The 16420-nt window shown below is 71.4% G+C and carries 13 protein-coding genes and 1 pseudogene; 8 read left to right on the forward strand and 6 right to left on the reverse strand.

All coding sequences use genetic code 11. From position 1 onward, the window contains the following. Nucleotides 1–10: 10 nt before the first annotated feature. Entirely contained in the window at nt 11–583 is a 573-nt protein-coding gene (locus ACFYZA_RS06950; protein ID WP_388488051.1) for a DUF937 domain-containing protein, read from the reverse strand. A 367-nt stretch (nt 584–950) separates the two neighbouring features. On the opposite strand from ACFYZA_RS06950, the gene ACFYZA_RS06955 reads away from it, so the two are divergent. Together ACFYZA_RS06955 and ACFYZA_RS06960 are read left to right on the forward strand one after the other, a co-directional pair. Then, nucleotides 951–3173, forward strand: coding sequence for an ATP-dependent RecD-like DNA helicase (locus ACFYZA_RS06955; RefSeq protein WP_388488053.1), 2223 nt, complete (start codon nt 951–953; stop codon nt 3171–3173). A gap of 179 nt (nt 3174–3352) precedes the next feature. Continuing rightward, nucleotides 3353–4651: a citrate synthase gene (locus ACFYZA_RS06960; RefSeq protein WP_100578456.1), complete on the forward strand. Its 1299-nt coding sequence runs from the start codon at nt 3353–3355 to the stop codon at nt 4649–4651. Nucleotides 4652–5073: 422 nt separating this feature from the next. Here ACFYZA_RS06960 and ACFYZA_RS06965 read toward each other — a convergent pair. From ACFYZA_RS06965 to ACFYZA_RS06985, 5 genes and pseudogenes are all read right to left on the reverse strand, one after another. Continuing rightward, a pseudogene (locus tag ACFYZA_RS06965) lies at nt 5074–5298 on the reverse strand (hypothetical protein); the annotation flags it as partial. Nucleotides 5299–5366: 68 nt separating this feature from the next. After that, nucleotides 5367–5678 (reverse strand): heavy-metal-associated domain-containing protein, encoded by a 312-nt coding sequence (locus ACFYZA_RS06970; protein ID WP_382588333.1) that lies wholly within the window; start codon nt 5676–5678, stop codon nt 5367–5369. A gap of 180 nt (nt 5679–5858) precedes the next feature. Beyond that, nucleotides 5859–6059 carry a helix-turn-helix transcriptional regulator gene (locus ACFYZA_RS06975; RefSeq protein WP_382588335.1) on the reverse strand — a complete coding sequence of 67 codons (201 nt, stop codon included), beginning with the start codon at nt 6057–6059 and terminating at the stop codon, nt 5859–5861. 277 nt (nt 6060–6336) lie between these two features. Next, nucleotides 6337–7344, reverse strand: coding sequence for a Gfo/Idh/MocA family protein (locus ACFYZA_RS06980; protein ID WP_388488057.1), 1008 nt, complete (start codon nt 7342–7344; stop codon nt 6337–6339). 1 nt (nt 7345) lies between these two features. Continuing rightward, nucleotides 7346–8248: a sugar phosphate isomerase/epimerase family protein gene (locus tag ACFYZA_RS06985; RefSeq protein ID WP_382588339.1), complete on the reverse strand. Its 903-nt coding sequence runs from the start codon at nt 8246–8248 to the stop codon at nt 7346–7348. A gap of 132 nt (nt 8249–8380) precedes the next feature. Here ACFYZA_RS06985 and iolC point away from each other — a divergent pair, with 132 nt between their 5' ends. The 6 genes from iolC (at nt 8381) to ACFYZA_RS07015 (ending at nt 16412) form a co-directional block, all read left to right on the forward strand. Then, nucleotides 8381–9430, forward strand: coding sequence for a 5-dehydro-2-deoxygluconokinase (gene iolC, locus ACFYZA_RS06990; RefSeq protein ID WP_388488059.1), 1050 nt, complete (start codon nt 8381–8383; stop codon nt 9428–9430). Beyond that, the gene (locus ACFYZA_RS06995; protein WP_388488061.1) at nt 9427–10314 is read left to right on the forward strand and encodes a deoxyribose-phosphate aldolase; all 888 of its coding nucleotides are present in this window, start codon (nt 9427–9429) and stop codon (nt 10312–10314) included. Before iolC ends, ACFYZA_RS06995 begins: the two co-directional genes overlap by 4 nt. Before the next feature lie 17 nt (nt 10315–10331). Next, nucleotides 10332–11147: a 5-deoxy-glucuronate isomerase gene (gene iolB / locus ACFYZA_RS07000; RefSeq protein WP_382588572.1), complete on the forward strand. Its 816-nt coding sequence runs from the start codon at nt 10332–10334 to the stop codon at nt 11145–11147. Continuing rightward, on the forward strand, nt 11144–13027 hold the full coding sequence (gene iolD / locus ACFYZA_RS07005) for a 3D-(3,5/4)-trihydroxycyclohexane-1,2-dione acylhydrolase (decyclizing) (RefSeq protein ID WP_388488063.1): 1884 nt from the start codon (nt 11144–11146) through the stop codon (nt 13025–13027). The genes iolB and iolD overlap by 4 nt, the downstream gene beginning before the upstream one ends. Before the next feature lie 14 nt (nt 13028–13041). Then, on the forward strand, nt 13042–14544 hold the full coding sequence (gene mmsA, locus ACFYZA_RS07010; protein WP_388488065.1) for a CoA-acylating methylmalonate-semialdehyde dehydrogenase: 1503 nt from the start codon (nt 13042–13044) through the stop codon (nt 14542–14544). Between the two features lie 470 nt (nt 14545–15014). Then, complete coding sequence (locus ACFYZA_RS07015) at nt 15015–16412, forward strand: APC family permease (RefSeq protein WP_388488067.1); 1398 nt, start codon at nt 15015–15017, stop codon at nt 16410–16412. Nucleotides 16413–16420: the final 8 nt, after the last annotated feature.

The following is a 16420-nucleotide window of genomic DNA, read 5'->3' on the forward strand; positions in this document are numbered from 1 at the left end:
CTTCCGGCCGCTACTTCTTGCCCGCTCCGCCCAGGATCTGGCCCAGGATGTCGCCGAGGCCGCCCGCGCCCGTCCCGGCGGCGGGACCGCCCGCCTGGCCGGGGGACGCACCCGGCGCCGCGCCCGACGCCGTCGGCCTCGATGCCGCCCGCTTCGTCAGCACGGCCAGCGCGACCGGAAGCAGTACCTCCAGCGCCTTCGCCACCGTGGCCGGCGGCAGACCCGTCTTCTTGGCCACCGCGTTCGCCACCGGGCGGGCCACCTTGGCCAGGACGCCGGCCGCCAGACCACCGCTCAGCATGCCGCCGAGCCCGCCGCCCAGCGTGGCCACGCCCTGCAAGGGGGCCTCCTCGGGCGGGGCGTCCGCGACCGCCTGACGGACCTCCTCCTTGGTGTCCGGGGGCAGTCCGCCCGACAGCGCGGACATCGTCGTACCGACCACGTCCTGCGCGCCCGCCGCGTCCGTGCCGAGCAGTCCGGCGATCCGCTGGAGTCCGTCGTCGCCCAGCTCGTCCATGACGTCCTGGTGGAAGGACTGCTGCGAGGGGGCGCCGTCAGGGGTGGGGGAGGGATTGTCGCTCATGCCGCAAACGCTACGTTCGGCCCGCTTCGTCGGCATGTCGAGGCGGGCCGTGAGCGTACGCCGGGCTTCCGGAAAAATTACCGCTCGCAGTCGTGCAACCCTTTCGGGGTGACGGTGGTCTAAGGGGCGTCAGTGCTTCAGGGGAGGGATCCGGGGGGATTTCGGGAAGCGCTGGCGGGGAGGGAAATCGAGGGGCCCGGTCGACGGACCGGGCCCCCTTGAACTGGCCGGAACGGGTCCCCATCGGCCCCGCCGAGGCGTCGCGGGCCCCTCTGAGCCCCCTCGATCAGCTCCTGCCTCCACCCCGACTCCCTTGGTACGCAACCGTGTTGTCCGGGTTGTCAGTGCGGGGCGGTAGCGTCGGGGGATGTCCAGTCTCACGGGTGCGGCGGTGGTCGAGGGGGTCCTCGAGCGGATCACGTACGCCAACGAGGAGAGCGGATACACCGTCGCGCGGGTCGACACCGGCCGGGGCGGCAACGACCTCCTCACCGTGGTCGGCTCGCTGCTCGGCGCGCAGCCGGGGGAGTCGCTGCGGATGGAGGGCCGTTGGGGCTCCCACCCCCAGTACGGCAAGCAGTTCACCGTCGAGAACTACACGACGGTCCTGCCCGCCACCATCCAGGGCATCCGCCGCTACCTCGGCTCCGGCCTGATCAAGGGCATCGGCCCGGTCTTCGCCGACCGCATCACCCAGCACTTCGGCGCGGACACGCTCGACATCATCGAGCGTGATCCGAAGCGTCTGATCGAGGTTCCGGGCCTCGGGCCCAAGCGCACCAAGAAGATCGCCGCCGCGTGGGAGGAACAGAAGGCGATCAAGGAGGTCATGGTCTTCCTCCAGGGGGTCGGGGTCTCCACCTCGATCGCCGTGCGCATCTACAAGAAGTACGAGGACGCCTCGATCTCGGTCGTGAAGAACCAGCCCTACCGGCTGGCCGCCGACGTCTGGGGCATCGGGTTCCTCACCGCCGACAAGATCGCCCAGGCCGTCGGCATCCCGCACGACAGCCCGGAGCGCGTGAAGGCGGGCCTGCAGTACGCGCTGTCCCAGTCCACCGACCAGGGGCACTGCTTCCTGCCCGAGGAGCGCCTGATCGCGGACGCGGTGAAACTCCTCCAGGTCGACACCGGGCTCGTCATCGAATGCCTCGCCGAGCTCATCGCCGAGGAGGGGGCCGTGCGCGAGAAGGTGCCGGGGCCCGACGGGGGCGAGCCCGTCGCCGCCGTCTACCTCGTGCCGTTCCACCGCGCCGAGCTCTCACTCGCCGCCCAGGTCGGCCGGCTGCTGCGGACCGGTGAGGACCGGATGCCCGGATTCGCCGGGGTCGACTGGGACAAGGCGCTCGGCTGGCTCGCGGGGCGTACCGGCGCGGAGCTCGCGCCCGAGCAGCAGGAAGCCGTGAAGCTGGCCCTGACCAGCAAGGTCGCCGTGCTCACCGGCGGCCCGGGCTGCGGCAAGTCCTTCACGGTCCGCTCCGTGGTGGAGCTGGCCCGCGCCAAGAAGGCCAAGGTCGTACTGGCCGCGCCGACCGGCCGGGCCGCAAAGCGCCTGGCGGAGCTGACCGGCGCCGAGGCCTCCACCGTGCACCGCCTGCTCGAACTGAAGCCGGGCGGCGACGCGGCGTACGACAAGGACCGGCCGCTGGACGCGGACCTGGTCGTCGTCGACGAGGCCTCCATGCTCGACCTGCTGCTCGCCAACAAGCTGGTCAAGGCGGTGGCCCCGGGCGCCCATCTGCTGATGGTGGGTGACGTCGACCAGCTGCCTTCGGTCGGCGCCGGCGAGGTGCTGCGCGATCTGCTCGCCGAGGGCGGTCCCGTCCCCAGCGTGCGTCTTACCCGGATCTTCCGGCAGGCACAGAAGTCCGGCGTCGTCACCAACGCCCACCGCATCAACTCCGGCTTCCCGCCCATCACTTCGGGCCTCGACGACTTCTTCCTGTTCGTCGAGGACGAGACGGAGGACGCGGGCCGGCTCACCGTCGACGTCGTGGCCCGGCGCATCCCGGCGAAGTTCGGGCTCGACCCGCGCCGCGACATCCAGGTGCTCGCCCCGATGCACCGCGGCCCGGCGGGCGCCGGCACCCTCAACGGCCTTCTCCAGCAGGCGATCACACCCGGCCGGCCCGACCTGCCGGAGAAAAGGTTCGGTGGAAGGGTGTTCCGCGTCGGCGACAAGGTCACCCAGATTCGCAACAATTACGAGAAGGGCCAGAACGGCGTCTTCAACGGCACCGTCGGCGTGGTCACCGCGCTCAACGTCGACGACCAGCGGCTGACGGTCCTGACGGACGAGGACGAGGAGGTGCCGTACGACTTCGACGAGCTGGACGAGCTGTCCCACGCCTACGCCGTGACGATCCACCGCTCCCAGGGCAGCGAGTACCCGGCCGTCGTCATCCCGGTCACCACCAGCGCCTGGATGATGCTCCAGCGCAATCTGCTCTACACGGCGGTGACCCGCGCCAAGAAGCTCGTCGTCCTGGTGGGGTCCCGCAAGGCGATCGGTCAGGCGGTCCGTACCGTTTCCGCAGGCAGGCGCTTTACCGCACTCGCTCACAGGCTGGCAGGGGGCACTTTGGTGTGAAACCCCACCCCGGACTTTCCTAACCGGGGCGAAGGGGGCAGGATGAGCAGGTTGACGGCACTGAGTGCCGTGAATAAGCCCAATGGGCGACCCCGAGTGCACTCTGCTGAGCCAAATGGGGGATGGTAGAGACAGTCAGGGCACCTCGAAGAAGAGGCACTACGTCGGTGAGGGATGACGTGAGCGAGAACGCGAACAACGCTGTAGTACTGCGGTTCGGCGATGGCGAGTACACCTACCCGGTGATCGACAGCACCGTCGGCGACAAGGGCTTCGACATCGGGAAGCTCCGAGCCCAGACCGGACTGGTCACCCTCGACAGCGGATACGGCAATACCGCCGCCTATAAATCCGCCATTACCTACCTGGACGGCGAGCAGGGCATCCTGCGCTACCGCGGGTACCCGATCGAGCAGCTGGCGGAGCGCTCGACCTTCGTCGAGGTCGCGTACCTGCTGATCAACGGCGAGCTTCCGACCGTCGACGAGCTCTCCAGCTTCAAGAGCGAGATCACCGGGCACACGCTGCTCCACGAGGACGTGAAGCGGTTCTTCGACGGCTTCCCGCGTGACGCCCACCCGATGGCGATGCTGTCCTCGGTGGTCTCCGCGCTGTCCACGTTCTACCAGGACAGCCACAACCCGTTCGACGAGAAGCAGCGCCACCTCTCCACGATCCGGCTGCTCGCCAAGCTGCCGACGATCGCGGCGTACGCGTACAAGAAGTCGATCGGCCACCCCTTCGTCTACCCGCGCAACGACCTCGGCTACGTCGAGAACTTCCTGCGCATGACGTTCTCGGTGCCGGCCCAGGAGTACGAGCTGGACCCGGTCGTCGTCTCGGCGCTGGACAAGCTGCTCATCCTGCACGCGGACCACGAGCAGAACTGTTCGACCTCCACCGTGCGGCTGGTCGGCTCCTCGCAGGCGAACATGTTCGCCTCGATCTCCGCCGGCATCAGCGCCCTGTGGGGCCCCCTGCACGGTGGCGCCAACCAGTCGGTCCTGGAGATGCTGGAAGGCATCCAGGCCAACGGCGGCGATGTGGACTCCTTCATCCGCAAGGTGAAGAACAAGGAGGACGGCGTCCGCCTGATGGGCTTCGGCCACCGGGTGTACAAGTCGTTCGACCCGCGCGCGAAGATCATCAAGGCCGCCGCGCACGATGTCCTCTCGGCCCTCGGCAAGTCCGACGAGCTGCTCGACATCGCGCTGAAGCTGGAAGAGCACGCGCTGAGCGACGACTACTTCGTCTCGCGCAACCTGTACCCGAACGTGGACTTCTACACGGGTCTGATCTACCGCGCCATGGGCTTCCCGACCGAGATGTTCACGGTCCTCTTCGCCCTCGGCCGCCTGCCGGGCTGGATCGCCCAGTGGCACGAGATGATCAAGGAGCCCGGCTCCCGCATCGGCCGCCCGCGTCAGATCTACACGGGTGAAGTGCTGCGCGACTTCGTGCCGGTCGAGGGTCGCTGACCCGGACTGCTGGGGGTCCGGGGGTCGTCCCCCGGGCCAGCACAGTACGGGCGAGGTCCTGCGCGACTTCGTGCCGGTCGAGGGTCGCTGACCCGAGGCCTTCAGAAAGCTTCCGAAAGTCGGAAAGCGCCCCGCTGCCAATCCCCCCACGGGTTGGCAGTCGGGGCGCTTCCCTGTTTCCCGGTGCGGATTCCCCCCACGGGATCCGGCCGGGGGTCTAGGCGGTCTGCCGGGGTACGTACCTGTCGGGTGGGCCGCTCAAAGCTCCCGACGTACGTGCCCCGGCCAACGCGTTGCCTGGAACGTCCCCCAAGACATTCCATGGACGTCCCCCAAGACATCCGTGGCATCGCCCACTTAGACTCCCGACCCCTCCCGATGGTTACCTCAAAACCTCTGTGATCTAGATCTCTTTGTGGAGGTCAGGTGAAGGAACGCAACCGTAGGCTGTTGGTTACCACGAACACGGAGGAGAGCGCCATAGCCGCGCCCGCGATCATCGGATTCAACAGGGCGGCGGCGGCCGGCGGGACCGCGGCCGCGTTGTAGCCGAATGCCCGGAAAAGGCTGCCTTTGATGGTGGCCGGGGCGCGCCGGGCCCATCGGCCGGCATCCGCGGAAACCCGCAGGTCACCCCGTACGCGCGTGGGGCTCCGGAAAGCGGGCAGGGCCGCACGGGGCCGGCGGAGGGCCGGCCGAGGGGAGGCGCGCCGGGTCAGGCGCGGCCGACCAGTTCGTAGCCCGCCTCGTCGACGGCCGCGCGTACCGCCTCCTCGTCGAGCGGGGCGGCCGAGACGACGGTGACCTCGCCGGTGGCGGCCACGGCCTTCACCGAGCCGACGCCCGCGATCTCGGAGATCTCGCCGGACACGGCGCCCTCGCAGTGGCCGCAGGTCATGCCGGAGACCTTGTAGACGGTGGTGACGGCGCCCACCTGGACGTCGGCGGCCCCGTCGCTGTGGCAGCTGCCGGCGGGCGAGCAGCAGGAACCGGTCGCGGCGACGGTGGTCTCGGTCTCGGCGGTCATGGCGTTCTCCTCTTCACGGGCGTACGGATCCATGGTGCACGAGGGGCCCACGGGGAGACCGGGGCGCCCTCACGTTCCCCAGGTTATACCCCTAGGGGGTATGACGCGACCGATGTGGCCGCGGCCGGGGGCGTTTCGTGGTGATAACGACGCGAGCGCCGCCCCCGGTGCGCATCCCCGTCAATCGGCGCGGCGGCCGCGGTTTCCGGGCCGGCGGGCGACCCAGGCGCGGATCGTGTCCGCGAACCAGAAGGGTTTGCCGTTCTCCACGAGGTCCGGCGCCGGAAGGAGTCCGTGCTTGCGGTAGGAGCGCACGGTGTCGGGCTGCACCCGGATGTGCGCGGCGATTTCCTTGTAGGACCAGAGCCTTCGGTCGGTCATGTAAGGCACCTCCCTGCGTACGCCGCAGCGGCGGCCGGAAGGTCGTCGGGGGAGCTGCGGCGCGAACGCTTGGCGATCACTCAGCCTGTGCCCGTTGAACGACAGAGAGTGAGGCCAGGGGGGCTCCTGTCGACCGCCTGTGACGCAAGACCCGCGTAATCGAGACATGTGTGACGGGAGGGAGATCCTTGTAACGCGGGTGACGTAAAGGGCGGTTGAGGCAAATGGGTGAACGCTCCCCGTGGTGCGCGGGCCGTCGGCCCCGCCCGGGTGCGGGCTACTTGTACAGCGGCGGGCGCTCCGGCAGGGCCACCTCGACGCGCTCGCCGGACTCCTGCGCCCGTACGCCCGCCTCGCAGACCAGTGCGGCGGCGTAACCGTCCCAGGTGCTCGCGCCCGCGGCGCGGCCCTGCCGGGTCGCGTCCACCCACGCCTGCACCTCGCGGTCGTAGGCCTCGGCGAAGCGGACCGTGAAGTCCTGCGGGACGGCGTGGCCCGCGCGGCCCGCGGTCCGGGTGAGGAGCCCGCCGCCCCCGCCGATCGAGGCGGTGCCGCGCTCGCAGACCGCCTCGCAGCGCACCTCGTAGCCGAAGCCGCAGTTCACGAAGATCTCGACGTCGACCACCGCGCCGCCGGACGTCTCGAACAGGACCAGCTGGGGATCGCCGAGGCCGTGCGGGGCGTACGAGGAGGGGCGCGGGCGCAGCACCTGTACGGCGGTGATCTCCTGGCCGAGCAGCCAGCGGGTCGCGTCCGCCTCGTGCACCACCGAGTCGCGGATCAGCATCCCGGTGGTGAAGAAGGACGGCGAGGCCGCGTTGCGGTGGCGGCAGTGCAGCATCAGGGTGCGCCCCAACTCGCCCTGGTTGAGCGTGTGTTGGAGATCCTGGTACTCGCGGTCGTAGCGGCGCATGAAGCCCACCGTGACCAGGCGGTGGCCCAGGCGCTGTTCGGCCTCCATGACGCGCAGGGTGCCGGCCGGGTCGGGGGTGAGCGGCTTCTCGCACAGGACGGGCAGGCCGCGCGCGAAGGCTTCGAGCAGGGCCGCCTCGTGGGCCGGGCCCGATGAGGCGATGAGGACGGCCTCGACGCCGGGCGCGTCCATCGCGGCGGCCGGGTCGGTGTGCACGGAGCAGTCCTCGATGCCGGCGGCCGCCGCGGCCGCGCGCTCCGCGTCCAGGTCGGCCACGGCGGCGACGCGGGCGCCGCCGGTGACGGAGTCGACGCGGCGCACGTGGTCGGCGCCCATGCGGCCGGTGCCGATGACGGCGATGCCCAGGGTCATGTCAGGCCCCGCAGGAGCGGAGGAAGGCGCGGGTGCGCTCGGCGATGGGCAGCGGCTTGTCCGGATCGCACGGGTACATGTCCTGCTCGACGATCGCGAAGAGGTCGACGTCCAGGGCCTGCGCCGCGGCCAGGACCGGTTCGAGCGCGGGCACGCCGTGCGGCGGCTCGCACATCACGCCCCGCGCGACGGCGGGCCCGAACGGCGTTCCCTCGGCGCGCACTTGGGCCAGTACCTCCGGGTCCACCTGCTTGAGGTGGAGATAGCCGATCCGCTCCCCGTACGTCTCGATCAGCTTGACGCTGTCGCCGCCGCAGTACGCGTAGTGCCCGGTGTCCAGGCACAGCGAGACCAGGTCGGAGTCGGTGGCGTGCAGGAAGCGGGCCACGTTCTCCTCGCTGTCGATGTGGGTGTCGGCGTGCGGGTGCACGACCACGCGCAGGCCGTGGCGGTCCCGTACCTCGCGGGCCAGGCGCTCGGTCTGACCGGCGAGATCACGCCACTGCGCGGCGGTGAGCGTGCTGCTCTCCAGGACCTCGCCGGTCTTGTCGTCGCGCCAGAAGGACGGGATGACGACGAGGTGGCGGGCGCCGGTGGCCTCGGCCAGCGCGGCCACCTCCGAGACGTGCGCCCAGGTCTTCTCCCACACGGCCGGGCCGTGGTGCAGCCCCGTGAAGACCGTCCCGGCCGAGACGCGCAGATCGCGGGCGGCGGTCTCCTCGGCGAGGCGCGCGGGGTCGGTGGGCAGATAGCCGTACGGTCCGAGTTCGATCCACCGGTAGCCCGCGCCCGCGACCTCGTCGAGGAAGCGCTGCCAGGGGACTTGGCGAGGGTCGTCGGGGAACCAGACGCCCCAGGAGTCGGGGGCCGAACCGATCCGGATGCGGGTCTTCGCCGTCGTCATGGGGCCAGCCTTCCGGGGGTCCGGGAGGAGTGTCAAGGCCACGTCCGAATGTAAGGACAAAAGATTGACAGGGGTGGGAGTCGGCGGCTAGACCTGGGGTCACCGGCGATCCGGCGACCCGAGGGGACGTGCATGGACGAGGTTCCGTATGACCTGATCACGATGGGCCGGATCGGGGTCGACCTCTACCCGTTGCAGACCGGGGTGCCGCTCTCGGAGGTCGGCTCGTTCGGGAAGTTCCTCGGCGGCTCGCCCTCCAACGTGGCGGTCGCCGCGTCCCGGCTCGGCCGCCGCACCGCCGTCATCACCCGCACCGGGCGCGATCCGTTCGGCACCTACCTCCGCGCCGAGCTGGGCGACTTCGGGGTGGACGCGCGCTGGGCCACCCCCGTGGACGGGCTGCCCACGCCGGTCACCTTCTGCGAGCTGTTCCCGCCGGACGACTTCCCGCTGTACTTCTACCGGCTGCCCAAGACGCCCGATCTGGAGCTGCGCGAGGCCGAGTTGGACCTCGCGGCGATCCGGGCGGCCAGGATCTTCTGGGTCACCGGCACGGGCCTGTGCGCGGAGCCCAGCCGGGCGGCGACGCTGGCCGCGCTCGGGGTCAGGGGGGATTCCTCCTCCACCCCGCCCCTTCCCGCCGCGCCGCTCGGCGGCTCCGCCACGGGTCTCCCGGGGGCCGTGGCGGGACCCGGCCGCTTCACGGTCTTCGACCTCGACTGGCGGCCCATGTTCTGGAAGGACGCAGCCGGCGCCGAGCCGGACGAGGCCCGGCCCCACTACCGTGCCGCCCTCTCCCACGCCACCGTCGCCGTCGGCAACATCGACGAATGCGAGGTGGCCACGGGCGAGCGCGAACCCCGGGCCGCCGCCGACGCGCTGCTCGCCGCCGGGGTGGAGCTCGCCGTCGTCAAGCAGGGGCCCAAGGGGGTGCTCGCCGTACACCGGGGCGGGACCGCCGTCGAGGTGCCGCCGGTGCCCGTCGACGTGGTCAACGGGCTCGGTGCGGGGGACGCGTTCGGCGGAGCGCTCTGCCACGGACTGCTCGCCGGATGGGAGCTCGAACGCGTCATGCGGTACGCCAACGCCGCCGGGGCCATCGTCGCGTCCCGGCTCGCCTGTTCCGCCGCCATGCCGTTCCCCGCCGAGGTCGAGCGCGTCCTGGAAGGCGGCCGGGCGTGAGCGGCGACCTCGGTCCCGGCGGGCTCGCGCGGATCCGGGCCCGCCGCCCCGAGGCCGTCGCCGAGGCCGCCGCCCGCCGGGTGCGCCGGCCGCTGCTGCGGGACGACGGCGGGCGGCTGATGGTGATCGCCGCCGACCATCCGGCCCGCGGCGCGCTCGGCGTCGGCGCCGACCGGCTCGCCATGGCCGACCGGGGCGACCTCCTGGACCGGCTCCGCCTCGCCCTGTCGCGGCCCGGCGTCGACGGCGTGCTCGCCGGGGCCGACGTCCTGGAGGACCTGCTGCTGCTCGGCGCCCTCGATGACAAGGTCGTCATCGGCTCCATGAACCGCGGCGGCCTCGCCGGCGCCGCGTTCGAGCTCGACGACCGCTTCACCGGTCACCGCGCCCAGGACCTGGACCGGCTCGGCTTCGACGCGGGCAAGCTGCTGCTGCGGATCGACTACCAGGACCCGGCCTCGCTCACCACCCTGCACGCCGCAGCCCGGGCCGTCGACGACATGGCGGAGCGTCAACTGCCCCTGTTCATCGAGCCGTTCATCTGTCACCGGCGCGACGGCGAGGTCCGCAACGACCTCTCCGCCGAGGCCGTCACCCGGTCCATCGCCATCGCCTCCGGGCTCGGCGGCACCTCCGCGTACACCTGGCTGAAGGTGCCCGTCACCGAGAACCCCGACGACATGGCCCGCGTCATGGCCGCCAGCACGCTCCCGGCGGTGCTGCTCGGTGGGGACATAGGGGACGATCAGGACGCCGCCTTCGAGAAGTGGCGCGGGGCCCTGCAACTGCCCACCGTGCAGGGCCTCGTCGCGGGGCGCTCACTGCTCTATCCGGCCGACGGCGACGTCGCGGCCGCCGTCGACACCGCCGTCGGGCTGCTGTAGGAGGCAGGGAACGGATGATGGAACGCCAGGAACTGCTCGTGCGGGCCGGGGTCTCGGCCCGTGACGCGTACGCCCTCGACATCGACCCCGCACGCGCCGGCTGGGGCTACTCGTCCCTGCGGGTGCTCGACCTGCCGCCCGGCGGCTCGCACCTGCTGGCCACCGGGGACAGCGAGTGGCTCGTGGTGCCGCTCGCCGGCGGGTGCGTCGTGCGCACCGAGGGCCTCGACCTCGAACTGAGCGGCCGCAAGGGCGTGTTCGAGGGGCCCACCGACTTCGCCTACGTCCCGCGGGACGCGGACGCCCGGATCACCTCCGGCGCGGGAGGCCGGTTCGCCCTGGCGGGAGCGCGCTGCGAGCGACGGCTTCCCGCTCGCCTCGGCCCCGCGCCCCAGGTCCCCGTCGAGGCCCGTGGCTCGGGCGACTGTGCCCGTACGGTACGCAACTTCGCCGCCGCGGACGCCTTCGCCTGCGACCGGCTGATCGCCGTGGAGGTCGTCACGCCCGGCGGCAACTGGTCCTCGTACCCGCCGCACAAGCACGACGAGCACCTGCCGGGCCGGGAGAGCGAGCTGGAGGAGATCTACTACTTCGAGTTCGAGCGCCCGGGCGGCTACGGCTACCAGCGGATCGCGCCGTCCCGCGACGGCGGCGCCGAGCTGCTCGCCGAGGTCCGCTCCGGCGACGCGGTGCTCGTGCCGGACGGCTGGCACGGGCCGTCGATCGCCCAGCCGGGCAACGCCATGTACTACCTGAACGTGATGGCGGGCCCGGGCCGGGACCGGGAGTGGAAGATCTCCTTCCATCCCGACCACATGGAGGGATACCAGTGACCGGTACGACGCGCCGCCTCACCACCGCCCAGGCCCTGGTCGCCTTCCTGGCCCGCCAGTACACCGCGTGCGACGGCGTCAACCACCGCCTGATCGCGGCGACTTGGGGCATCTTCGGGCACGGGAACGTCGCCGGGATCGGGCAGGCGCTGCTCGAATCCGGGCCGGAGGCCATGCCCTTCCACCAGGGCCGCAACGAGCAGGCCATGGTGCACGCCGCCGTCGGATACGCGCGCCAGTCGGGCCGGCTCTCCACGCACGCGGTGACCACCTCCATCGGGCCGGGCGCCACCAACCTCGTCACCGGCGCGGCCCTGGCCACCGTCAACCACCTGCCGGTACTGCTGCTGCCCGGCGACACCTTCGCCGCCCGACCCGCCGACCCGGTGCTCCAGCAGCTCGAAGTCCCGTACGCGGGCGATGTGTCGGTCAACGACTGTCTGCGCCCGGTCTCCCGCTACTTCGACCGGATCACCCGGCCCGAAGCCCTGATCACGGCCGCCCTGAACGCGATGAGCGTCCTGACCGACCCGGCGAACACGGGCGCGGTCACGCTCGCGCTGCCGCAGGACGTCCAGGCCGAGGCGTACGACTGGCCGCAGGAGTTCTTCCGGGAGCGGGTATGGCAGATTCGGTCCCCCGCCGTCGACCCCGATGAACTGACCCTCGCCGTAAGCGAGTTGCGGTCGGCCGGGCGGCCGCTGATCGTCGCGGGCGGCGGGGTGCGGCACGCCCGTGCCCAGGACGTCCTCGGCGCGTTCGCCGAGGACACCGGCATCCCGGTCGCGAGCACCCAGGCAGGGAAGGGCGCGCTGCCGCACGACCACCCCCAGGACGTCGGCGGCATCGGCCACACCGGCACCGCGGCCGCCGACGAGCTGGCCAGGACCGCCGATGTGGTGCTCGGCGTCGGCACCCGCTGGACCGACTTCACCACCGCCTCGTCCACCCTCTTCCAGAACCCGGACGTCCGCTTCGTCAGCCTCAACGTCCGCCCCGCCGACGCGCACAAGATGGGCGGGCGCCAACTGGTCGGCGACGCCCGCACCGGTCTCGCCGCACTGCGCGACGCCCTGAAGGGCCATCGGGTACCCGCCGGCCACGAGGCCGAGTGCGCGCGCCTGAAGGCCGCGTGGGAGGCCCGGGTGAGCGCCGCCTACGCTCCCGCACCGGACGAAGCACGCCCCACACAGGCCCAAGTCCTCGGCGCACTCGACACCTTGGTCACCGGGGACGACATCCTGATCAACGCCGCCGGCTCGCTCCCCGGCGACCTGCACAAGCTGTGGCGGACCCGCTCGCGCGACCAGTACCACGTCGAATACGGCTACTCCTGCATGGGCTACGAGATCCCCGCGGCCATCGGAGTCGGCCTCGCGGCGCCCGGCCGGCCCGTCTGGGCGCTGGTCGGCGACGGTACGTATCTGATGAACCCCACCGAAATCGTCACCGCGGTGCAGGAGAACATCCCCATCAAGGTGGTGATCCTCCAAAACCATGGGTACGCCTCGATCGGCGGGCTCTCGGACGCGGTGGGGGGTGAGCGGTTCGGCACGGCGTACCGGTTCCGCGCGCCGGACGGCGGCTACGGCGGTGCGCCGCTGCCGGTCGACCTGGCGGCCAACGCGGCCTCGCTCGGGATGCGCGTACTGCGCGCCGAAACCGTGCGTGACCTGCGAGAAGCCCTCGCGCAGGCGCGCCGCTCGGACGTGCCTACATGTGTCTACGTGGAGACCGAAACGCCCGACACAGTGTCGGGCCCGCCCCCGGCCCAGGCGTGGTGGGATGTGCCCGTGGCCGAGACCGCGACCCGCACGTCGGCGGTCACGGCCCGCGAGGAGTACGAACGGCACGTCACCGCCCGACGCCGCCATCTGTGAAGGAGCACTTGGACATGACGAAGACCGTCCACCACTGGATCGGTGGCAAGACCGTCGAAGGCACGTCGGGCAGCTTCGGCCCGGTGACCGACCCCGCGACCGGCGCGGTCACCACGCAGGTCGCCTTCGCCTCGGCCGAGGAGGTGGACCAGGCCGTCGCCATCGCCAAGGCGGCGTACGCGACCTGGGGCACGTCCTCGCTGGCCCAGCGCACCACCGTGCTCTTCAAGTTCCGGGCACTGCTCGACGCCAACCGGGACGCCATCGCCGAGCTGATCACCGCCGAGCACGGCAAGGTGCACTCGGACGCGCTCGGCGAGGTCGCCCGCGGCCTGGAGATCGTCGACCTGGCCTGCGGCATCACCACCCAGCTCAAGGGTGAGCTGTCCACCCAGGTCTCCAGCCGGGTGGACGTGGCCTCCATCCGCCAGTCGCTCGGCGTGGTCGCGGGCATCACCCCGTTCAACTTCCCGGCGATGGTGCCGATGTGGATGTTCCCGCTCGCCATCGCGTGCGGCAACACCTTCATCCTGAAGCCGTCGGAGAAGGACCCTTCGGCCTCGATGAAGATCGCCGAGCTGCTCGCCGAGGCGGGGCTTCCCGAGGGTGTCTTCACCGTCCTGCACGGCGACAAGGTCGCCGTCGACGGGCTGCTGGCCCACCCGGACGTGGCCGCCGTCTCCTTCGTCGGCTCCACTCCCATCGCCCGGCACATCCACACCACCGCCTCCGCCAACGGCAAGCGGGTGCAGGCCCTTGGCGGCGCCAAGAACCACATGCTGGTGCTGCCGGACGCCGACCTGGACGCGGCCGCCGACGCCGCCGTCTCGGCCGCCTACGGCTCGGCGGGCGAGCGCTGCATGGCGATCTCCGCGGTCGTCGCGGTGGGCGCGATCGGCGACGAGCTGGTGGAGAAGATCCGTGAGCGCGCCGAGAAGATCAAGATCGGCCCCGGCAACGACCCGTCCTCCGAGATGGGCCCGCTGATCACCGCGGCCCACCGCGACAAGGTCGCCTCCTACGTGAAGGGCGCCGCCGCGCAGGGCTGCGAGGTCGTCCTGGACGGCACCGGCTACACGGTCGAGGGCTTCGAGAACGGCCACTGGATCGGCCTGTCCCTCCTGGACCACGTCCCGACCTCGGCCGACGCCTACCGCGACGAGATCTTCGGCCCGGTCCTGTGCGTGCTGCGCGCCGAGACGTACGAGGAGGGCCTGGCGCTGATCAACGCGTCCCCCTTCGGCAACGGCACCGCGATCTTCACCCGCGACGGCGGCGCGGCCCGCCGCTTCCAGCTGGAGGTCGAGGCCGGCATGGTCGGCGTGAACGTGCCGATCCCGGTGCCGGTGGGCTACCACTCCTTCGGTGGCTGGAAGGACTCGCTCTTCGGCGACCACCACATCTACGGCAACGACGGCACGCACTTCTACACCCGGGGCAAGGTCGTCACCACCCGCTGGCCCGACCCGGCGGACGGCCCCTCGGGCGTCGACCTGGGCTTCCCCCGCAACCACTGACCACGCCCCGCCCCTGCCCCCGTCGGCCCCCGGCCGGCGGGGGTTCGGCTTGCCCCAGCCCGGGCCCCGTGCGCGGCGCCTCGGCGCCCCCTGGCCGGGGCCTGGCTTCCCGTTCCGGGCGCATCGGCATCGTCGACCTGTCCGAGCCCCGCGGACGCCGCCGGACGCGGCGGGGCGGCGTCGTCTCGGCCGGGAACGTCCGTACTGCGGAAAGTTACGGACAAACTTCGGCGCGGACGCTGCGGTTCCCGCACACCCCGATCGTGGTGCCTTGACGCGCCCTTAACGCCGAATGCCGGTGCCCGGCCGTGCCGGATCTTCGGATTCCGCAGGTAACCCCCTATTGACCTGCGGTTCTCCGAAGGATTGCATATCGGCACCCGGGAGCCGCCGAATATTCACCATCCCCGCCTACGGAGGCGATACCGCTCCCGCGCATCGGAACCGCACCAGTCGATCGGAACCGCACGATGACGGAAACGCTCAGCGCCCCCCAGGCGCTCGCCCCCGCGACCGGCCCCACCCCGCAGAAGCTCAAGCGTTCCATCGGCGTCGTGGGCGGCACCCTCCTCACGCTGTCCTGCGTGACGCCGGCCTCCACCCTCTTCGTCGTCGTGCCCGACCTCTTCGCCACCCTCGGCACCTACACCGCCCTCACCATCGCGATCGGCTCGCTGCTCTGTATCGGCGTCGCCTTCTGCTACTCGGAGCTGGGCACGCTCATCCCGAGTGCGGGCGGCGAGTACGCCATGGTGTCGACGATGGCGGGACGGCTCGCGGGCTGGCTGGTGTTCGTGCTCTCGCTGCTCGTCGTGATGATCGTGCCGCCCGTCATCGCGATGGGCACCGCCGACTACCTCGCGCCGATCGTGCACATACCGGCCCCGCTGGCGGGCGCCGGCGTCATGCTGCTCGCCACCCTGGCCGGCCTGCTCGACCTGCGGGCCAACGCCTGGATCACCGGAATCTTCCTCGTCCTGGAGGTCATCGCGGCCGGAGTGGTCGCGGTGCTCGGCTTCGCCCACAGCGAGCGCGGCGCCTCGGCCCTGGTGCACGGCTCGGTCGCCGGTGACGGCGGAGCGCCCTCGACGGTCACCGCGATGATGGTGATCTCGGGCCTCGCCATCGCCCTCTTCATCACCCAGGGCTTCTCGACCGCGGTCTACCTCTCGGAGGAGCTGGAGCACCCGAGGCGCAACGTCGCCCGTACCGTGCTCGCCACCCTCGCCATCTCAACCGCCGTGATCCTGGTGCCCGTTGTCGCCATCACCCTCGGCGCCCCCGACCTCGCCGCCCTCACCAGTGGCAACCTCAGCGAGATGGTCACCGCCTGGTCCAACTCGGCGGTCGGCACGTTCGTCAGCCTCTGCGTCGCCCTCGCCATCATCAACGCGGGCATCGTCATGGTCATCCAGAACTCCCGGGTCCTGTTCGCCTCCGCCCGCGACAAGGCCTGGCCCGAGCCCGTCAACCGGGGCCTGTCCCGGCTCGGCCGGTTCGGCTCCCCGTGGGTGGCCACCCTGCTCGTCGGCGTCCCCGGCGCGGCCCTCTGCTTCGTCAAGCTCGACACCCTCTACGGCGTCACCGGCGTCTCCGTGACCGCGATGTACCTGCTGGTCGCCGTCGCCGCCCTGCTGTGCCGGCGCGGCTCGCACAAGCACGTCGCCGCCTGGCGGATGCCGCTGTGGCCGGCGGTGCCGGTCCTGCTGATCGCCGTACTCGCCTACATCCTGACCCAGCAGGACACCGAGTACCTGCTGTGGACCGGCGGCATCACCGCCGTCGCCACCCTGTACTGGGCGCTGTACCTGCGGCCGCGCCGCGAGACACGCTGGCTGGTCAGCATCCCCGAGGACAGCCACGTCTGAGTCGTTGC

The organism is Streptomyces sp. NPDC001828, assembly GCF_042892175.1.
Lineage (GTDB): Bacteria > Actinomycetota > Actinomycetes > Streptomycetales > Streptomycetaceae > Streptomyces.

What these genes read in the sequence shown, in the direction of transcription:
- ACFYZA_RS07015 (WP_388488067.1), top strand. Translation starts at nt 15,015, where the DNA reads ATGACGGAAACGCTCAGCGCCCCCCAGGCGCTCGCCCCCGCGACCGGC.
- ACFYZA_RS06975 (WP_382588335.1), bottom strand. Translation starts at nt 6,059, where the DNA reads ATGACCGACCGAAGGCTCTGGTCCTACAAGGAAATCGCCGCGCACATC.
- ACFYZA_RS06955 (WP_388488053.1), top strand. Translation starts at nt 951, where the DNA reads ATGTCCAGTCTCACGGGTGCGGCGGTGGTCGAGGGGGTCCTCGAGCGG.
- iolB (WP_382588572.1), top strand. Translation starts at nt 10,332, where the DNA reads ATGGAACGCCAGGAACTGCTCGTGCGGGCCGGGGTCTCGGCCCGTGAC.
- ACFYZA_RS06980 (WP_388488057.1), bottom strand. Translation starts at nt 7,344, where the DNA reads ATGACCCTGGGCATCGCCGTCATCGGCACCGGCCGCATGGGCGCCGAC.
- iolC (WP_388488059.1), top strand. Translation starts at nt 8,381, where the DNA reads ATGGACGAGGTTCCGTATGACCTGATCACGATGGGCCGGATCGGGGTC.
- ACFYZA_RS06950 (WP_388488051.1), bottom strand. Translation starts at nt 583, where the DNA reads ATGAGCGACAATCCCTCCCCCACCCCTGACGGCGCCCCCTCGCAGCAG.
- ACFYZA_RS06985 (WP_382588339.1), bottom strand. Translation starts at nt 8,248, where the DNA reads ATGACGACGGCGAAGACCCGCATCCGGATCGGTTCGGCCCCCGACTCC.
- ACFYZA_RS06970 (WP_382588333.1), bottom strand. Translation starts at nt 5,678, where the DNA reads ATGACCGCCGAGACCGAGACCACCGTCGCCGCGACCGGTTCCTGCTGC.
- mmsA (WP_388488065.1), top strand. Translation starts at nt 13,042, where the DNA reads ATGACGAAGACCGTCCACCACTGGATCGGTGGCAAGACCGTCGAAGGC.